General features: G+C 60.7%; 15 protein-coding genes and 2 pseudogenes. 5 read left to right on the forward strand and 12 right to left on the reverse strand.

Annotated features, from left to right (window positions below):
• Positions 1-302: 302 nt before the first annotated feature.
• From Q8L25_RS30680 to Q8L25_RS30695, 4 genes are read right to left on the reverse strand one after another with little or no spacing between them, the layout of a single operon-like run.
• A complete protein-coding gene (locus Q8L25_RS30680) occupies positions 303-1,565 on the reverse strand; it encodes a TolC family protein (protein ID WP_262838844.1) in 1,263 nt (420 codons plus the stop codon).
• Positions 1,562-1,882, reverse strand: a complete 321-nt coding sequence (locus tag Q8L25_RS30685) for a DUF3240 family protein (RefSeq protein WP_262838843.1) — start codon at positions 1,880-1,882, stop codon at positions 1,562-1,564. The genes Q8L25_RS30680 and Q8L25_RS30685 overlap by 4 nt, the downstream gene beginning before the upstream one ends.
• Positions 1,876-4,962 (reverse strand): efflux RND transporter permease subunit, encoded by a 3,087-nt coding sequence (locus Q8L25_RS30690; protein WP_262838841.1) that lies wholly within the window; start codon positions 4,960-4,962, stop codon positions 1,876-1,878. Before Q8L25_RS30690 ends, Q8L25_RS30685 begins: the two co-directional genes overlap by 7 nt.
• Entirely contained in the window at positions 4,962-6,140 is a 1,179-nt protein-coding gene (locus tag Q8L25_RS30695) for an efflux RND transporter periplasmic adaptor subunit (RefSeq protein ID WP_262838840.1), read from the reverse strand. The genes Q8L25_RS30690 and Q8L25_RS30695 overlap by 1 nt, the downstream gene beginning before the upstream one ends.
• Before the next feature lie 112 nt (positions 6,141-6,252).
• On the opposite strand from Q8L25_RS30695, the gene Q8L25_RS30700 reads away from it, so the two are divergent.
• The 5 genes from Q8L25_RS30700 (at position 6,253) to Q8L25_RS30720 (ending at position 9,725) form a co-directional block, all read left to right on the forward strand.
• Positions 6,253-6,930, forward strand: coding sequence for a response regulator transcription factor (locus Q8L25_RS30700; RefSeq protein WP_262838838.1), 678 nt, complete (start codon positions 6,253-6,255; stop codon positions 6,928-6,930).
• Positions 6,927-8,303, forward strand: coding sequence for an ATP-binding protein (locus Q8L25_RS30705; RefSeq protein ID WP_262838837.1), 1,377 nt, complete (start codon positions 6,927-6,929; stop codon positions 8,301-8,303). The genes Q8L25_RS30700 and Q8L25_RS30705 overlap by 4 nt, the downstream gene beginning before the upstream one ends.
• Before the next feature lie 182 nt (positions 8,304-8,485).
• Complete coding sequence (locus Q8L25_RS30710) at positions 8,486-8,851, forward strand: PepSY domain-containing protein (RefSeq protein WP_262838836.1); 366 nt, start codon at positions 8,486-8,488, stop codon at positions 8,849-8,851.
• A complete protein-coding gene (locus Q8L25_RS30715) occupies positions 8,848-9,318 on the forward strand; it encodes a DUF2271 domain-containing protein (RefSeq protein WP_262838835.1) in 471 nt (156 codons plus the stop codon). Before Q8L25_RS30710 ends, Q8L25_RS30715 begins: the two co-directional genes overlap by 4 nt.
• A gap of 8 nt (positions 9,319-9,326) precedes the next feature.
• Positions 9,327-9,725 (forward strand): PepSY-associated TM helix domain-containing protein, encoded by a 399-nt coding sequence (locus Q8L25_RS30720; RefSeq protein ID WP_308925922.1) that lies wholly within the window; start codon positions 9,327-9,329, stop codon positions 9,723-9,725.
• On the opposite strand, the pseudogene Q8L25_RS30725 reads toward Q8L25_RS30720, so the two are convergent.
• The 8 genes and pseudogenes from Q8L25_RS30725 to phnE all read right to left on the reverse strand — a co-directional run.
• Positions 9,712-12,219: pseudogene (locus tag Q8L25_RS30725) on the reverse strand (Tn3 family transposase); the annotation flags it as partial. The gene Q8L25_RS30720 and the pseudogene Q8L25_RS30725 overlap by 14 nt on opposite strands.
• A gap of 35 nt (positions 12,220-12,254) precedes the next feature.
• Positions 12,255-13,775 (reverse strand): IS66 family transposase, encoded by a 1,521-nt coding sequence (locus Q8L25_RS30730; RefSeq protein WP_308925883.1) that lies wholly within the window; start codon positions 13,773-13,775, stop codon positions 12,255-12,257.
• Between the two features lie 54 nt (positions 13,776-13,829).
• Complete coding sequence (gene tnpB / locus Q8L25_RS30735) at positions 13,830-14,171, reverse strand: IS66 family insertion sequence element accessory protein TnpB (RefSeq protein WP_308925882.1); 342 nt, start codon at positions 14,169-14,171, stop codon at positions 13,830-13,832.
• Positions 14,171-14,464 carry a hypothetical protein gene (locus Q8L25_RS30740; protein ID WP_308925881.1) on the reverse strand — a complete coding sequence of 98 codons (294 nt, stop codon included), beginning with the start codon at positions 14,462-14,464 and terminating at the stop codon, positions 14,171-14,173. Before Q8L25_RS30740 ends, tnpB begins: the two co-directional genes overlap by 1 nt.
• Before the next feature lie 80 nt (positions 14,465-14,544).
• Positions 14,545-15,009, reverse strand: a pseudogene (locus tag Q8L25_RS30745) (DUF4158 domain-containing protein); the annotation flags it as partial.
• Between the two features lie 106 nt (positions 15,010-15,115).
• Positions 15,116-15,991 (reverse strand): LysR family transcriptional regulator, encoded by an 876-nt coding sequence (locus tag Q8L25_RS30750; protein ID WP_186886029.1) that lies wholly within the window; start codon positions 15,989-15,991, stop codon positions 15,116-15,118.
• Positions 15,985-17,004: a phosphonate dehydrogenase gene (locus Q8L25_RS30755; RefSeq protein ID WP_262838832.1), complete on the reverse strand. Its 1,020-nt coding sequence runs from the start codon at positions 17,002-17,004 to the stop codon at positions 15,985-15,987. The genes Q8L25_RS30750 and Q8L25_RS30755 overlap by 7 nt, the downstream gene beginning before the upstream one ends.
• A 19-nt stretch (positions 17,005-17,023) precedes the next feature.
• Complete coding sequence (phnE, locus tag Q8L25_RS30760; RefSeq protein WP_222610905.1) at positions 17,024-17,833, reverse strand: phosphonate ABC transporter, permease protein PhnE; 810 nt, start codon at positions 17,831-17,833, stop codon at positions 17,024-17,026.
• Positions 17,834-17,863 lie beyond the last annotated feature (30 nt).

A 17,863-nucleotide genomic window follows, 5' to 3' on the forward strand; every position in this document is an offset into this window, starting at 1 on the left:
CAATAATTGATACGACCGCCTGAGTGATTTGGGCGATCGCTTTGAACGAGGATCCGGAGCTCACAATTCCATTTTTTGGACGGTTACGGGTGTACTGAGTTCTGTCTAATCGGGTTTTCGTTTAAGACTGCGGCACCCGGAGGTTCCGACATAATGCACATCCTTTTTTGCGAGCCTACAGTTTATTTTTCAGCAAAACATCGTCCATGCAAGGGTACAGCACCGAGAGAGCTTATTCGCACTATTTTGAAATTGCGTGGTAGTCGTGCGGGAACCATTGACGGCCATTATCACTATGCGCCTCAATCGATCGCCCACATAGCATGCGCGTCAAGCTGCACCCTTGCGCTGGCGGCGACGGCCGCGATCCGTGCCAACTGGGAAGCCAATGATGCCTCAAGAGCCAAGCGGCGGCTAAGCAAGGCTTCGGCCAAAGTATATTCGTTCGCCCTATAGCCCAGTTCCATCAAGTGCGCCTGATTGGCGCTCTGCTGCTCGACTGCGCGCAGGCTGGTCCAGACCTGATAGTTGTATTCTTGTTCGGTCACTGCCCGTTGCGCGGCAAGCGCTACCTTGGTCTTGACTTGGGCCACCCTTTCGTTCGCCATCTGTGCCCTAATGTACGCAGCAGAGCTCTCGGCGTTGCGTGCGCCGCCCGGCAAGGCAATTGACACGCTGATGCCGATGGTGCGTTCTTGACCTGCGCGTTCGCGGCCAGCACGCAGCGCAATCGTCGGGTCTGGCATACGCTCGCTAGCGGCACGTTTTGCTTTCAATCCGTACCATTGGGCCTCCACCTGTGCCAATTCAAGCTCATGGTTGTCATCCAGGATTCGAGTGAGCTGATCTGGCCGCCGTAACTGCATGGGGCGCGGATCGGGGACCTGGGCCAATTGCGGAGTCGGAATACCGGGATAGGTGGTGGACAACGAGGTGAGCGCTTGGTAGACCTGTTGCTCTGCCTGCTCAATCAACGCAGCGGCCCGTCTTAATTCGGTATCGGCTTGCATCAATTCAAGACGAGCTCCGTCCCCGGCCTTCACGCGTAGTTCGGCGATCGATCTGAGCTGCTTGATCAACGTGTGCTGTTCCTTTAGTTGGTCGAGCGTGGCCTGCACCTTCAGCGCATCGAACCATTCCTGCATCAGCGACCGGCCGGCTTCATGCCAGGCGTCGGCCCGCTGTGCCAGTGCCAGCGCCAGCCCTTTTTCGCCTAGCGCTCGATCCTGCCCGGCTTTGCCAAACCAGCGTATGCTCCTTTCGAGCATCAGTTCCTGCTCACGATAGCGGTCCCCTTCGAGCACGCTGCGCTGGCTTATGCCACCCCGTACCGTCCACTCCCCTGGACCGGCGGCCAGTTTTGTTTGCTCGGCGCCAGCCAGCTCATTGTTGAGGGCGCCGATACGCAGTTGCGGTAATTGGGACAGCAAGCGCCTGACGGTTTGCTCCGGAGGCAATCCAAATAACTGCTCGCTGGCGAGCGGCAAGGCCGGGCCGCTAGCCCAGGCATCGGCACTTACTAGCGCCGCCAAGGCCAGTGCCAGTCTGGCAAGGTGGAATTTCATGCGAGCCTCCCACATGCGGTTAATGGACCGAGCCAATACGTCACCTCGGGGCTCGGAATCTCGCAAGCCAAGGCCTCGAGCAACAGCAAAAGATGATCGCCAACACCTGCGACCAGAACCAGCTTTCGGCCGCTGCGCCCCTGCACCAATTCCATCGGCGACTGCAGCACGGCGCCTTGCCCCATTCCCTGCGCCGCGAGCACGGAAAATCCCGTAGCCCAGAGCGGGTGCAACAATAGAAAGTCGAGTACATCCTCTTCCAGACCGACTGGAATGGCCAGCGTGAGCAAGCTGTCGTTGGAGATATTTTTTAGCATGATTGGTCTGCTTGAAAAATTGCCACCCGCTTGACACCGAAGCGCCGGAAGAGCATGGGCAAAAGTATTAATGTCAACAGGGTCGCGCTGAGCAGCCCCCCGATCACCACGATCGCCAACGGCTTCTGAATTTCGGAGCCGGGGCCGGTGGCCAGCAGCAGAGGGACGAGGCCCAGGCCGGTAATGCAGGCGGTCATCATCACCGGTCGGAAGCGCCGCAGCGCGCCCTGGCTTACCACCTCCGGCAGAGCCATGCCGCGCGCCACCAGTTGGTTGAAGCAGGTAATCATCACCAGACCATTGAGGACAGCGATGCCCATCAAGGCGATAAAGCCGACCGACGCGGGCACCGACAGATACTCGCCAGTGATCGCGAGCGCTACCACGCCGCCTATCAATGCAAACGGAATATTGACGAATACCAGCAGCGCCTGCCGTATGCTGTGCAGCGTGCTAAACAGCAGCAGGAAAATCAACGCCAGCGCCACCGGCACGACCAACGCCAATCTTGCTGCGGCGCGCTGCTGATTTTCAAACTGCCCGCCCCAGCTCAGGCGATATCCGCCGGGAAGTTTGATTTTGCTGGCGACGGCGCGCTTCGCTTCGTCGACAAATCCCACCAGATCTCGGCCTCGGACATTTGCGCGCACGACGGCCAGGCGACTGCTATTCTCACGCTCGACTTTGACGGGACCGTCCACGTGGCGCAGCGTCGCCAGCTGGCTCAGCGGTACCGACTCGCCGTCTGCGAGCGGCAGGCGCAATTGCCCGAATAATTCGGATGACAGTTGAAGTTGCTCACTTCCGCGTATCAGCAAGGGCAGGCGCTTGCCGCCCTCGATCACGACGCCGGCCACGCGTCCTTCGATGAGCGTGCGCAGATCCGCCTGCACCTGCTCGGAACTCAGAGCCAGCCGGCCGGCGGCAACCCGGTCGATGTCGACCTGTAGATACTGCACGCCTTCATTCTTCACGGTCAGTACATCCTCACTGCCTGGTATCGCCTGCACCACGTTGACAATTTGCGCAGCCAGCGTGCCAAGCGCCTTGGCATCGGGTCCATACACTTTGATCGCGAGATCGCCGCGTACGCCCGAAAGCATTTCCGAGGTGCGCATTTCAATGGGCTGAGTGAAGCTGATGTTGACACCAGGGAAGTCTGCCGTCGCCTTGCGCAAGGCGTTGATCAAGTCTTCCTTGTACTGACTTCGCCACTCCGGGCGCGGCTTGAGCACCAGGAACGTGTCGGTCTCGTTCAAGCCCATTGGGTCCAGGCCGAGCTCATCCGATCCGAGCCTCGCAACGATGCGTCGCACCTCCGGTACTTGCGCAAGGATGCTGCGTTGTATCGCCATGTCGAGACGTGCGGATTCGATCAGATTCACGGATGGCAGCTTTTCGATTTGCATAATAATGTCGCCCTCGTCGAGCACCGGCATGAACGATTTCCCGACAACCGTGAATAGGCCGATTGCGATGAGCAAGGCAGCGACGGCGCCGCCGGTCACCAGGCGCTCGTGCCGCAGCGCTCGACTCAGCAAGGCCTGGTAGCCCGCCTCCATGCGCTGCACCAAACGCGGTGGTGGACCATGGTGTGCCTTGAGCACCAGCGAGGACAGCACCGGAATCACCGTCAACGACAGCAGCAGCGATGCCGCCAAAGCGAAGATGATGGTCAGCGCGACTGGCGCGAATAATTTTCCCTCCAGCCCTTGCAGCGTCAGAAGGGGCAGGAAGACGATCATGATCACCACCATACCCGCCGTCACTGGCACCGCAACTTCCCGCACCGCGCGGTAGATCACATGCAGACGCGACATGCCTGGCTGGGCTTTGCTGCTGTGAGCCTCAATGTTTTCCACCACCACCACCGCTGCGTCGACCAGCATGCCGATGGCGATGGCCAAGCCGCCGAGCGACATCAGGTTTGCGCTGAGTCCGTACTGGCGCATCAGCAGGAAGGTGCCAAGTGCCGACAACGGCAAAATGCAGGCCACCACGAGGGCCGCGCGTAGGTTGCCGAGAAAGATATACAGCAACAGCACCACCAGCAAGGTCGCTTCCAGCAAAGCTTTGGTGACTGTCTTGACTGCCCGCTCGACCAGATTGCCCCGATCGTAAAAGGTGCTGATAGTGGTGCCGGCCGGAAGCGAGCGGCCAATCTCGACGAGTCTGGCCCTTACCTGATCAACGACGGTTTGGGCGTTGGCGCCGCGTACCGCTAGCACCAGCGCTTCGACCGCTTCGCCTTTTCCGTTCTGCGTGACGGCGCCATAGCTTGTCAGTTGGCCGATTCGCACGGTTGCGACCTGGCCCACCGTAATGGCGACGTCGCCGCGCTTGACGATCGCGATGGCGCCGACATCGGCAAGCGTTCGGATACTCGAGTCGCTGCGGATGAGCAGAGATTCTTCGTTGCTGCCGAGCCGACCTGCGCCATCACTCCGGTTATTGGCCTCTAGCGCTTGCTGTAACTGCGCCAGCGAAATGCGCCGTGCCGCCAGCGCAGCCAGATCGGGCACTACTTCAAAGCTCTTGACCTGACCACCTAGCGAATTCACATCGGCGACGCCGGCGATGTTGCGCAACTGGGGACGGATCGTCCATTCCAGCAACGTGCGCTTTTCCATCAACGACAACGGCCCTTCGATGGTGAACATGAAGATTTCCCCTAAAGGGGTGGTGATCGGCGCCAGCCCACCGCTTACCGACGGCGGCAAGTCCTTGAGTGCCGAGGCGAGGCGTTCGCTAACCTGCTGTCGCGCCCAATAGACGTCGGTGCCATCGTCGAAGTCCAACGTAATGTCGGCGATCGCATATTTGGATTGCGAGCGAAGAATGGCCTGGCGCGGTATGCCTAACAATTCCTGCTCAATCGGCGCGACGATGCGGGCTTCGACTTCTTCCGGCGTCATGCCCGGCGCCTTGAGTATCAACTTGACCTGCGTGCTGGAGACATCCGGGAAGGCGTCGATGGATAGCTCGCCCGCGGCCTTGATGCCGGCCGCTATCATCAACACCGCCAACACCAGCACCAGAAGGCGCTGTGCCAGGGATAGCGCGATTAATCGGCCCAGCATCACTGACTCCCTTTAGCCGCAGGTGCGCCGGTGGGCTCACCGAACCCTGCCCATGCGCCCTTGAGTGCCACCAATCCGCGCACGGCCACTTGCGCTCCTGAGGCGATCGCTCCGCTTACCCAAAGCTGATCACCGGCAACCGCTCCACTGATCACCGGAACGGCCTGGAAGCCGCTGGCGTTACGTACAAACACATAGTTGGCCGATCCGCGACGCACCATCGCTACGGCTGGCACGAGCAGAGCGTCGCTTCCTCGCGGTGGCGTTAGCAACCGCGCCTCCACGAATGCATTTGTCTTAAGACAGGCCTTCGGTTCGACCTGGCGTGCGCGTACCTGCGCTGTCTGATTGGCGCCGTTTATTTGCGGCGAGATCGCAATCACCCGTAGCTGCCCGCACTGGGCGACGTCGAGCAACGCCCCCACCGCCAGCATCGGCAGCTGCTTGGCTGACGCCTGCAATTCCACCCACAGCGGGCCATCGCGGCTTATCTTTGCCACCGCCATGCCAGCCTCCAGCTGCTGCCCGATGGTGACCGGCAGCTCAAGCAATGTCCCCGCGCTATGCGCGCGCACGATGAGCAGCGGGGTCGGTTGACCGCCAGTTGATAAGGCCTTGATGGCTGACGCATTCAAACCGCCTGCATGCAGCGTCTGGGCGCGCTGATCGCACGCGAGTCTGACCAGATGCGCTGCGGCACGGCTTTCCTCCACCCGCGCACGGGAGATGATCCCATCCGCAAACAGGCTTTCATCACGCAACAACTTATCGGCCGCCAAGTGGGACTGCGTCGACAGCTGAACGTATTCGCGTTGCGTCTCCATCCATGCGGGACTGAACAATGTGACCAGTGCCGTTCCTGTCTGCACACGCTGCAGCGAACTAGTATGCACCTGCTGCACCACCCCGTTGGCGGCAGCGGCGGCGAGGATGAGCGAATCGGCTGGCGTGACCACCGTTCCCGATAGGACGACGGCATTGCCCACGGCCGTGGCGGCGGTGGCCGGCGCGGCTACGGCCGGCGCTGTCACTATGCCGGCCCGGCTGATCTGCTTTGCATTCATGGGCAACTGTTCAATGCCGTCGGCGCCGAAAGTGCTCGCTGGTCCGATGAGCAGGAAAGGCAAGAGCAGAGTGCGGAGCAGGGGCACCAGGGTGGTGTGTGGCTGGAACATCATGAAATAATTTCCTCGGAGGGGATCGGTGGGTATGATGGTGGTGATCAGATATTAAGAAGTTCTTAACAACTGCCGCCTACCATGAGGCGCAGATAAACGACGAATCCGACCCATGCGCATATTGCTCACTGAAGATGACCCTCAACTGGGGCGTGCCACCCAGATCGGGTTGGAACAGGCAGGCTACGCCGTCGACTGGGTCCAGTCGGCCGAACATGCGCACACGGCAGTGCGGCTGCATGACTATGGCTGCATCCTGCTGGACCTGGGTTTGCCGGGACAGGACGGCATGCAAGCGTTGAGCGCCTTGCGCAACGCCGGTTATGGCGGTGCCATCCTGATCGTGACCGCCCGCGACAAGATTCCCGAGCGCATTGCCGGCCTGGATGGCGGCGCGGATGATTTCGTCGTCAAGCCGTTTGACCTGGATGAGCTGGCAGCCCGGATCCGCAGCGCGTCGCGGCGGGCCGCCGGTCGGCTGCGTGAAGAGCTGGTCCACGGCGATCTGGTGCTCGACATCGCCGCACGCCAGGCGACCCAAGCGGGAAAGAATGTCGCGTTGACCAGCCGGGAATTCCGCATCCTGCAGATGATGCTGGAGAACTGCGGCAGGGTACTGAGCCGTGAACAGCTGGAGCATAACCTCTATAGCTGGGGCGAGGAGGTGGAAAGCAATGCGGTACAGGTCCATATCCACCACCTGCGCAAGAAGCTGGGTCGCGGGCTGATACGCACGGTCCACGCGGTTGGCTACTGCATCGACAAGCCGACACATGGGGTGGACATATGAGTACTGAAACCGTACCGCGCTGGTCGTTACGGCGATTGCTGCTCGGTGTGCTGCTGGCGTTGACACTGGCATTGTGGGGCGGCAGCGCGTTCATTGTCTACATCGAGGCGCAGCGGGAGAGCCAGGAACTATTCGACCAGTCGCTGGCAGAAACGGCTCACCTGCTGTTGTCTCTGGCCGAAAACGAGGCGACGGAGCATGGCACCGCGCTGGCGACCAACCTCAGGATAACGGAGCGCCCGGACTATCATCGTTACCTGCTGTTTCAGATCCGCGATGCACAGCAACGCCTGCTGTACAAAAACGGCGGCGCGCCCTCCAGAGCGTTTTCGCAGCGCGCCCCGGATGGGTTTTCCTGGGTGCAAATCGAAGAGCATCGCAGCCGCCTTTATTCCAGCTGGAACGCCGACCGCACGCTACAAATCCAGGTCGCCGAGCCGAGCAGCCATCGCGAGGAGATCAGCAGCAGATTCTTCTACAAGGTCACTGGATTTGGCGTTGTGCTGGCGATGCTGGCCGGGTTGGCGATCTGGTGGTGCATCGACCGGGTGTTTCGGGTGTTGCAGGTGTCAGCCAACGAAGTCGGCGCGCGCACCCCCAATGACCTGGCGGACGTCCCGTTGCGGGGGGCGCCGAGCGAGGTGTTTCCACTGCTGCTGGCGATTAATCGACTCTTTGGCCGAGTCAGGCAAAGCATGGAATACGAACAGCGCTTCACAGGGGACGCCGCACACGAACTACGTACGCCGCTGGCCGCCATCAAGACCAACCTGCAGGTCATGCAGCGGGCGCGCAGCGTTGAAGAACGAGAAGAGTTCATCGCTGGCCTGAACGCCAGCGTCGACCGCGCCGGCCGGCTGGTCGATCAATTGCTGACGCTGGCACAGCTCGATCCGCAAGGCTGCCATGGAGTGGCGTTGGAGGAAGCCGACCTGGCAACGTTGTTGACCGAGGAGCAATCATATTGGCAGAGCCTGGCGGTCGGCCATCACTTGCGTGTGGACATTGCGCATGCCCCATGCCGGATCGAACGTGAAAGCCTGCGTATGTTGTTGCGCAACCTGGTGGACAACGCTGTACGCTACACCCCCGTGCCTGGCCGCATTGTGGTCAGTTGCGGTCAATCGGAAGGACGCAGTTACCTGCGGGTGGCGGACTCGGGGCCAGGCATAGCTCCACAGATGCAAGGCCGGGTCTTCGAACGGTTCTTCCGCCTCGCCGGGGCGAAAGTGCCGGGCAGCGGGCTGGGCCTGTCCATTGTGCGCAGGATCATCGACATGCACGGGGCCGAGATACGACTCGGCACAGGAATAGATCATAGTGGGCTTGGCGTTACCGTCAGCTTTCCTGTGTTAGCAAAGCGGGACGAATAGCGCTTGCGCAGGTAGGCGTACGGCCTCGCCACTTATTTGCCGCTCATATAGCAACAAAGCACTTGGGGAAATTTGATATGTATCAAATTTTTTTGCGAATCGCGGTTCTACAATCGACCTAGTTCACTTACATCAAAGCCTGTCCTGATGATATAAGGCCGATCTCAACCAAGGAGCCAGCGATGACAATGTTTCACATGCTCGCTGCGCTTGCTGCCCTTGGCGCCAGTTGCACGGCGCTGGCGGATAACGATTGCACCGATCCCATCGCAGATTGGAAACCACGTGAAGTGTTGCGCCATCAGGTCGAGTTGCGCGGTTGGACTGTTCAACGCATCAAGGTTGACGACGGTTGTTATGAGGTGCGAGGTACCGATCGGCTAGGCAATAAAGTGAAGGCGAAGTATGGACCAGCGACGTTGCGCATCCGCAGCCTTGAGATCGAATTCGGCGAACACGGCGATGCCTCCGACTACCTGTCCCCGGCGCGACCATCCGCTGAACAAATCAGGGAGCCCAGCCCGCATACTCAAGGAAATAAGCAATGAAAAAAATTCTTACCGGGGCCTGGCTGGCTGGCACATTGGCGCTCCCCTCAATGGCACAGGCGCGTCCAGTCGTGCTAACCACCCAACTGCAAAATTACAACGGCAGCGGTGCCTATTTGGCATTCTATATCACAGACGCCGCAGGCATTTACAAAAAAACCTTATGGGTTGCCGGTAAGAAGTCGAAATATTATAAGCACTTGAGTGCCTGGGCGCGGGGCAGCGGGCTTGACGCGCGTACATACGATGGCATTAGCGGCGCGAGCGTCGGTAACGGTAAATCGCTGAAGGTCACGGTTGAACTGGCCGATGCGCTGATTGATGCGGGCTATGAAATCCGCGTTGACAGCGCGGTGGAAGACGGCCGCGATCATTCTGCCGATGTGCGCGCGCCGCTGACCAAGGCAGGTGCTGGCAAACCTGTCCAGGGGCGCGGCTATATCAAAGCCTTCAGTTACGACATGTAAGGCACTGCATGTTGCGTCGGCTACACTCCATGCTTGGCCTGTTCTGCGGTGTTCTGGCTATATTGCTGGGGTTGACCGGCGCACTGTTGTCGCTCTATCCGGCGCTGGACCGGCTTGGCACCACCGTGCCGAGCGGCGTCAGCGTGGCCGAGATGGCCAGTCGCGTCGTACGCCAATACCCAGGCGTCGAACAGATCCAGCGCACGCCTTCCGGAACATTGATCGTTTACTACAGCACGGTCGCCGGCGCCAGCGTGGTCCGCGTCGATCCGGCGAGCGGCGCGGCGACCGCCTATGCGCCGTCGGCGCTTTTTCGCTGGATCAAGCAACTACATCGCTCCATGCTACTCGGGGCGAATAGGGAAAACGGAAAAAATCGGGCGCTAAGCCCTGTTACCGATTCTTGAAGTCCCGCAGCGGCCGATATTTTCCCTCGTCGACCTTCCTGCTCTGGCGCCAGACGTAATCTCCTGTCAGATTGATGTGCTCCCAGCCTAACGGCGAGAGGAATTGCAGCATGCCGTCATCGGCCAGTTTGCCGGACTCGCGCAGCGCTTCGGTTGCCCGCTCCAGGTACACCGTATTCCACAGCACGATTGCGGCGGTCACGAGATTCAGGCCGCTGGCGCGGTACCGCTGCTGCTCGAATGTCCGGTCGCGGATCTCACCCAACCGATGAATGAAGACCGCCCTGGCCAGTGCGTTGCGCGCCTCTCCCTTGTTCAGGCCTGCATGCACGCGCCGGCGTAGCTCGACGTTCTGGAGCCAGTCCAAGATGAACAGCGTGCGCTCGATCCGCCCCAGCTCGCGTAGCGCGATCGCCAGGCCGTTCTGGCGAGGGTAGCTGCCCAGCTTGCGCAGCATGAGCGATGCGGTGACTGTGCCGTGCTTGATCGAGGCGGCCAGGCGGAGCACGTCGTCCCAGTGTGCGCGTAGATGCTTGATGTTTAGACTACCGCCAATCATTGAGCGCAAGGCCGGGTGATCGCCCACCTTGCCCGGCACGTACAGCTTGGTGTCACCTAGATCGCGGATTCGCGGCGCGAAGCGGAAGCCCAGGAGGTGCATCAGTGCGAACACATGGTCGGTGAAACCGGCGGTATCCGTATAGTGCTCCTCAATGCGCAGGTCTGATTCATGGTACAGCAGACCGTCGAGCACATAGGTCGAGTCGCGCACGCCGACGTTGACAACCCTGGTGCTGAACGGCGCGTACTGGTCGGAAATGTGGGTGTAGAACAGCTTGCCGGGTTCGGCGCCGTACTTGGGGTTGATGTGGCCCGTGCTCTCGGCCCGGCCGCCCGCGCGGAAGCGTTGGCCGTCCGACGACGACGTTGTGCCATCCCCCCAGTGCACGGCGAAGGCGTGCTTGAACTGGGCGTTGACCAGTTCAGCCAGGCCGGCCGAATAAGTTTCGTCCCGGATGTGCCAAGCCTGCAACCAGGAGAGTTTCGCATAAGTGGCGCCAGGACTCGATTCCGCCATTTTGGTCAGGCCGAGGTTGATGGCGTCGGCCAGAATCGCGGACATGAGGAACGTCCTGTCGTTGGCCTGCTCCCCGCTCTTGAGGTGAACGAAGTGGCGCGTGAATCCGGTCCAATCGTCCACGTCCATCAGCAGTTCGGTGATCTTGATCCGGGGAAGCATGCCGCTGGCGAAGTCGATCAACGCTTGGGCCTCGTCCGGCACCACGGCATCCTGCGGGCTGATCCTCAGTCCAGTCTCAGTAATAATCGCATCGGGCAGTTCGTTCGTCAGTGCAAGCCGGTTGACGGTGGCCAACTGCTGTTCGAGCAGCAGCAAGCGGTCTTGTAAGTACTGGTCGCAGTCCTGGTTGACGGCGATCGGCAACTCGCGAGCCGATTTCATGGCTCCGAATCTTTCCGTAGGCAGCAGGTATTCCTCAAAGTCGCGGAACTGGCGCGAGCCCTGCACCCAGATGTCGCCTGATCGAAGCGAATTCTTCAGTTCCGACAAGACGCAAATCTCGTAGAAGCGACGGTCAAGCCCGTCGTCGGTGATGACAAGCGGTTTCCAGCGTGCCTTCACGAACGCGATTGGCGCGTCGTCCGGTACCTTGCTCGCCCCGGTCATGTTCATCTCGCGCAGGACGTCGATCGCATCGAGCACCGCTTGCGCGGCCGGCGCGGCTTTCAGCCTGATCACGTCCAGAAACTCGGGCGTATAACGCCTCAGGGTGCTGTACTGCTCTCCCACCAAATGCAGGTGGTCAAAGGTCTCGGGCTGGGCCAGCTCCGCGGCCTCGGTCACGCTTTGGGTGAAGTCGGTCCACGGCAGCACGGCCTCGATCGCGGCATACGGGTCCATCCCGGATTCCTTTGCCTCGACAAGCGCGCGGCCGATTCGACTGTACAGGCGAACCTTGTCGTTGATGGCCTTGCCCTGCTTCTGGAAGTCCTGCTGATGCTTGTTCTTGGCCGCGCTGAACAGCCTGATCATAATTCGGTCGTGGAGGTCGACCAGTTCGTCCGTCACGGTGGCCATGCCCTCGATAGCCAGTGCAGCCAATGTCGCATAGCGGCGCTCATCCTCGAATTTCGCCAGGTCACGCGGCGTCATCTGCGCACCCTCGCGCGCCATTTTCAGTAGCCGATTCTGGTGGATCTCGCGGCCAAGCCCCTCAGGTAGTGCCAGCGACTGAAATACCTTGAGCCGTTCGATATGTTCGCGCATGTAGCGGGAATTCGGCTTGAGCGGCGACTGGCGCAACCATACCAGCCAAGTAATGCTCATGTCGGGCGCGACGTTGAGCAGGTTGTCCAGGGAGCGCTTGTGGTGCCGCTCCAGGGGGTCGAGCAACGCGCGATAGATACGCCGGTTGGCCCGCGTCACGGCCTCGGCACAGGCCCGCTCGATGACGGTCAACGCAGGTAGGATAATCGTAAGCTGCCAGCCGCCCCACCTGTACAGCGTGTTCAGCGTTGGGTAAAGTCCGGGAATGGCAACAGCGAGTCGATCTGGCTGTTGGGGCACGTCGGGAGACGTTCCAATACGGTGGCCAGCCAGCGCGCCGGATCAAGCCCGTTGAGCTTGGCGGTGGCGAACAGGCTCTGGATCGCTGCGGCACGGCGGCCGGCCCGTTCCGAGCCGGTGAACAGCCAGTTCTTCTTGCCGATGGCGATAGGACGAATGGCGTTCTCGACCGGATTGTTGTCGATCGGCAGTGTGCCCGAGGCCGCATAGCGTTCCAGCGCCGGCCAGCGCTTGAGCGCGTGGTCGACGGCCTTGGCCGTGCCGCTGCCGACGGCGACGGTCCGTTGGGTCGCCAGCAGCCAGGCGTGCAGCTCGGCCAGCGCCGGCATGGCCAGTTTCTGGCGCAACGCCAGCCGCAGCGGCGGATCGAGTCCGGCGCCTTGCTGCTCGATCGCGTACAGCGCCGCGATGCGGCGTAGGGCCTCCTCGGCGACGGGGCTGCCGCTGGCGGCGTGCACGTCGAAGAATTTGCGCCGGATATGGGCCAGACAAGCCAGTTCGGTGGGGCCGTCCGTAAACAGAGCCTTGTAGCCCACATAGTCATCCACCATCAGGTGGCCGCGCCAGCCCTGCAGGAAGGCACGCGCATGGGCGCCGGCGCGGCTGGTCTGGTAGTCGAACACGACGATGGGCGGGCCGTCGTCATGCGCGCCGGAGCGGTAGGCCCACAGGTAGGCGTGGCGGGCCTTGCCGCTGCCCGGGTCGAGTTGGCGCACCGGGGTTTCGTCGGCGTGCAGGCAATCATGTTGCCGCAGCAGTTCGGCCAGCCGGTCGGCCAGCGGTTGCAGCGCCACGCCGATGCGGCCGATCCACTCGGCCAGCGTCGAGCGGGCCAGCGGCACGCCCTGGCGGGCGGCGATCTGCTCGATCCGGTACAGCGGCAGGTGGTCCAGATATTTGCAGGCCGCGATCCACGCCAGCAGGCCGACGGCGGCCATGCCGCCATCAATGACGGCCGGCGGGATAGTCGCGGCCGTCACCGACTGGCAAGGACGGCACGCGTATTGCGGACGGATATGGCGGTGCACGAAGAAGCGCGCCGGCTCCACGTCCAGCTGCTCGCTGACGTCCTCGCCGATCTTGACCAGGTCGGCGCCGCACTGGCCGCATTGGCACGACTCGGGTTCATGGCGGTGCTCGATGCGCGGCAATTCTGGCGGCAGCGGCTGGCGGCCGGCGCGCTTGCGACGCGGCTTGGCCGGCGCCTGGCCTTCGAGTTCCTCTTCGATCGCGGCCAGGTCCATGTCGACCGTTTCCTCGAACAGCAGGCGTTGCTCGCCGGCGAGTGCTTCACTGGCCTTGCCGAAGCGTATGCGCCGGTAGTAGGCCAGCTCGTGCGTCAGCGCGGTGATCTTGAAGTCCTTCTCGGCCAGCTTGGCCTGCTGCTGCGCGAACAGCGCCTGCACCTGCGCCAGCAGAGCCGGATCGATGTCGGTGCGGGCAAGTTCGTTGAGCAGGTCCATGCACGGTAGTTTACCGGGCGGGCGTGACGTTTACAAGTAAAACAGTTGACGTCGTCACAGGCGCCACTGGGTCGGCGCGGGCGCCGACAGACGCTGCCAGTCCACTCCGGCCACCAGCCATTGCCACTGCTCGGCGCTGATCTGCCAGCTCGCTTCGTCGGCCTGCGGCCAGGTGAACTGGCCACGATGCAGCCGGCGCACGCACATCCACACGCCGGTGCCGTCCCAGCACACCAGCTTGAGGCGGCTGCGACGGCGGTTGGCGAACACGTAGGCCGTGCCGTCGCACGGCGGGCGCCCCAGCGCCTGCTGCACATGCAATGACAAGCCGTCGATGCCGGTGCGCATGTCCACCGCCGCTGTCGCCAGCCAGATTGCATCGGCCGATAGTTCCATCACAGCGCGCGCATCAGTTCGGCCAGCCAGCTGGCCGGCACCTCGCTCGGCAAGCTCAACGTCCAGCCGCGCTCGTTGCGCAGGCTGATCGTAGCCACCAAAGGTGCCGCCGGCGCCACCCGCACCGGCAACAAGCTGGGCACGGACGACACCTTGGCCAACCGCCGTACCCAATAGCCAACTTGGCGAATCGGAAAGCCATGCTCGATGGCGTATGCCCTCTGCGACAGTCCGCTGGCCCGCCACTGCGCCACCCGCTCCTCCCACACCTTCTGCCGGTCCTCGTTTGACATCTTTACCTCCCGTAGTGATCGAGAGGATAGTTTGGCGAGGCCAATCAGGAATTCATAGATGGGATGGTTGGCCGCTTACGGATAATCCGCTTTTGGCGCAGCGTTTCAAGGGAGTGAGCGCCGAGCACCATTGCCTTGTCCGTCTGCACCGCGAGGTCGGCCAGGCTGTGCACTAGCTTGCGGTAGTCCGGCAGCCCGAACACCGACAGGCCCAGGTAGGCGCGCAGCTCGTGCAGGTGTTCATTGCGCGTCTTTTCCCGCTCTGCGTATTCAGGCCAGGCCTCGGCGTCGCTGCGCACCTGCTTGGCGATCCAGTGGAGCACCGGGTCGGGCAGCGCGGTGTCGCTTGCCAGCGCATAGCCAGGGTAGCGCAGCAAACACATCTGCACCGCGAAGCCGAGGCGGTTGGCAGCACCACGGCGTTGCCGGATCAACGCCAAGTCGGCGTCCGTAAAACTGTATTGCTGAATCAGGTCATCCTGACTTCGAGGCAGAATCAGTAAACTGGCGCGTTCGGTTTCAGAAAGTAGTGAGCGGCGTGGCATTCAATTCAGTGGAATGGCAGATTATTTTTTGGCCCTTGTGCGCCGTCGCTTTCGCCCTCCTGGAAGTGGGTCAAACTGACGGTGTCGTTTTGACTGGAGCTTGCTGTCAGATTTGGCATTCCTGTTTAAGCAGAAAACTGGCGAATTCCGCAGCGGGCGGGACGTGATGTGGCTCGGTCTGCCTTCGAATAATGAAAATTTCTTTCTTCGGCGGATCATTTTCGAGCGCGATTGCTTTCAATCTGCCCTCGCGACTTTCCAGTTCCACAGCCGACGCCATGACCAGAGAAATGCCTAGCCCTGCTTGTACGGCACGCTTAACCGCTTCGGTGCTACCTAATTGAATCGACACGCCAATGGACTGAGCATTGTTGCCAAAATACTGTTGCAGAACTCTGTTGGTACCGGTGCCTGATTCCCCGCCCAACAGTCGTTCGCCGATCAACCATTCGCGTGGAATACTCTGCCTGTCGGCCCAGCGGTGATCGTTCGGCACGATTAATACCAGCTCCTCATGGCGCCAAAATTGCGCGACATAGCCAGGGCGGTTGTCCCACCACTCCATGACCGCCACGTCTATTTCAAGACGCTCCAGCTTGTCGGCGATGTCAGGGTTCTTGCCGATTACGATTTTCATCTCGCGAGAGCTTGATTCCTGATACATCTTTAAATGCGGTTGAAGCAGATAGATCCCGGCATTGGAACTTGCGCCGATCACAATGGCGTTCTTGCGGAACAAGGCCTGGGCACGCTCGCTAAGTTGAATCAAATGTTCTGCAAAAGGCAGAAACTCCCTTCCTTGTAAGGTCAGAATGCAACCGTCATTCTTTCGCTCAATCAGGCTGGCGTTCAGCGACTGTTCCAAGCGCTTGATATGTTGCGTTACAGCCGGTTGGGAAAGCCCGGTTTTCTTAGCGGCTTCCCGAAATCCACTACACGATGCAACCGCAAGAAACGTCGCGACACATCCCAGGTCTAGCATCCTGCAGTCACCAAAGTAGGCTCAACCGGATTGTTGATGGCGCCAACAGGTCTCTGCCCGGAGAGTGCCTGAACAATATTCAGCGCCGCTTGTCGCTCGATCTCCAGGCGTACTTCCTTTACCGCCGAGCCTAAATGGGGTGTAAATAAAGTCTGCGCTTGATTAACGAGCAGCGATTGCGGGATGCCTGCTGGCCGGTCGGCGCGGCGCCATTCTTCCATTTCATATACATCGGCGGCGTAGCCTGATAAATGGCCGGCTTTTAATGCGGTACTCACGGCTTGTTCATCGACCACGGAGCCGCGGCATGCATTGATCAGGTAAGCGCCGCGTTTCATCCTGGCGATCGAATCGTCATTGATCAAATGAAAGGTCTCCGGCGTCATCGGCAGCATGGGAACCACGAAATCGCTTTCCTGCAGAAGCGCATCCAGACTGACTCGCTCCAATCCCCAGGCTTGCTCCCGTGCAGAATCGAGCGCAACGCTGTCGCAATACACCAGTCGCATATCAAAACCAGCCAAGCGCTTGGCGATTGCTGTTCCGACCGCGCCCATTCCAATAATGCCAAGCGTTTGGCCAGTCAATCCTGCGCCGTACAATTCCGGGCGCCAGCCTTGAAATTGCCCAGTGCGAATGCGGCGATCGCCTTCAAGCATGTGGCGCGTTAGACCCAGCAGCAATCCGATGGTCAATTCAGCCGTTGGAATCGTCAACAGATCCGGCACGATGGAAAACCAGATGCCGCGCCTCGTGCAGGCTTCCACATCGAAGTTGTCGTAACCCTTCAGGGCTGCCCCAACCATCCTTAGCTTCGGGCAAGCATTCAAAAAATCCTCATCGATGCTATCTGGCATGAACACCATGATGGCGGCGGCGTTTTTTGCTCGGCTCAGCACTTCCTCGCGCGACAAGGTGTCGCGCGTATTGTTGGGAATGACTTCCGCAACGCTTTCCAGTAATTCGAGGATTTCCGGATGTACCCAGTGGGTGACGACTACTTGTGGTTTCATGATTGTTGCAGGTCCTTCCTTATTTGAATTTGTGACGCAAGCGCGAGCTGAGTGCATCAACCAATGTCACCATCGCGAGAATCACCAGCAGGATTGCCGACACTTCCTGGTATAGCATGATGCGCAGCGAGCCCATCAGCTCGAAGCCAATTCCGCCAGCGCCCACCATACCCATCACGGTCGAAGCACGGAAGTTATACTCCCACCGGTAGATCGCGGTATCAGCCATCTGCGGCAACACCTGTGGAAGCACGCCGTGCAGAATGACTTGCAGTCGGCTACCGCCGGCCGCGCGCGCGGCTTCAATCGGCCCTTCGTCGGCATGTTCAATCGCTTCGGCGAAGAACTTGCCGACCATGCCGATCGAGTGCAAGCCGAGTGCCAGCACCCCAGGCAAGGCGCCGAAACCGACGGCGGCAACGAATAGAATGCCCATGATCAGTTCCGGCACCGAACGCAATGCATTGAGTACGATGCGGGCCGCTTGGTACACCAATGGGTGAGGGCTGGTATTGCGTGCGGCCAGGATCGCCAAGGGCAGCGAAAACGCGACGGCTAGCGCAGTCCCGGCAATGCTCATGGCCAGTGTGTCCACCAATGGCTTGATCCAGTTTCGCCATTCAGTGAAGTTCGGCGGCATTGTTTCACCCATGAGCGTCGCAATCGCCGGCAAGCCGTCAGCCAGCTTGCGATAGTCAAGCAGCCCTACGTAGCTTGCGGCAATCAGAGCAATGGCAAGGACAGCGGTCAACTGCAAGGCGCCCCGCCACCATTGGCGCCGGTCAGCTTCAAGCATCTTGTCGTATTCGGCACCGGTGGCACCATTCATCACATTCGATGTCGTCATCATGATTCCCTG

This window comes from Janthinobacterium sp. J1-1, from assembly GCF_030944405.1.
In the GTDB taxonomy this organism is placed as follows: Bacteria; Pseudomonadota; Gammaproteobacteria; order Burkholderiales; family Burkholderiaceae_D; genus Janthinobacterium.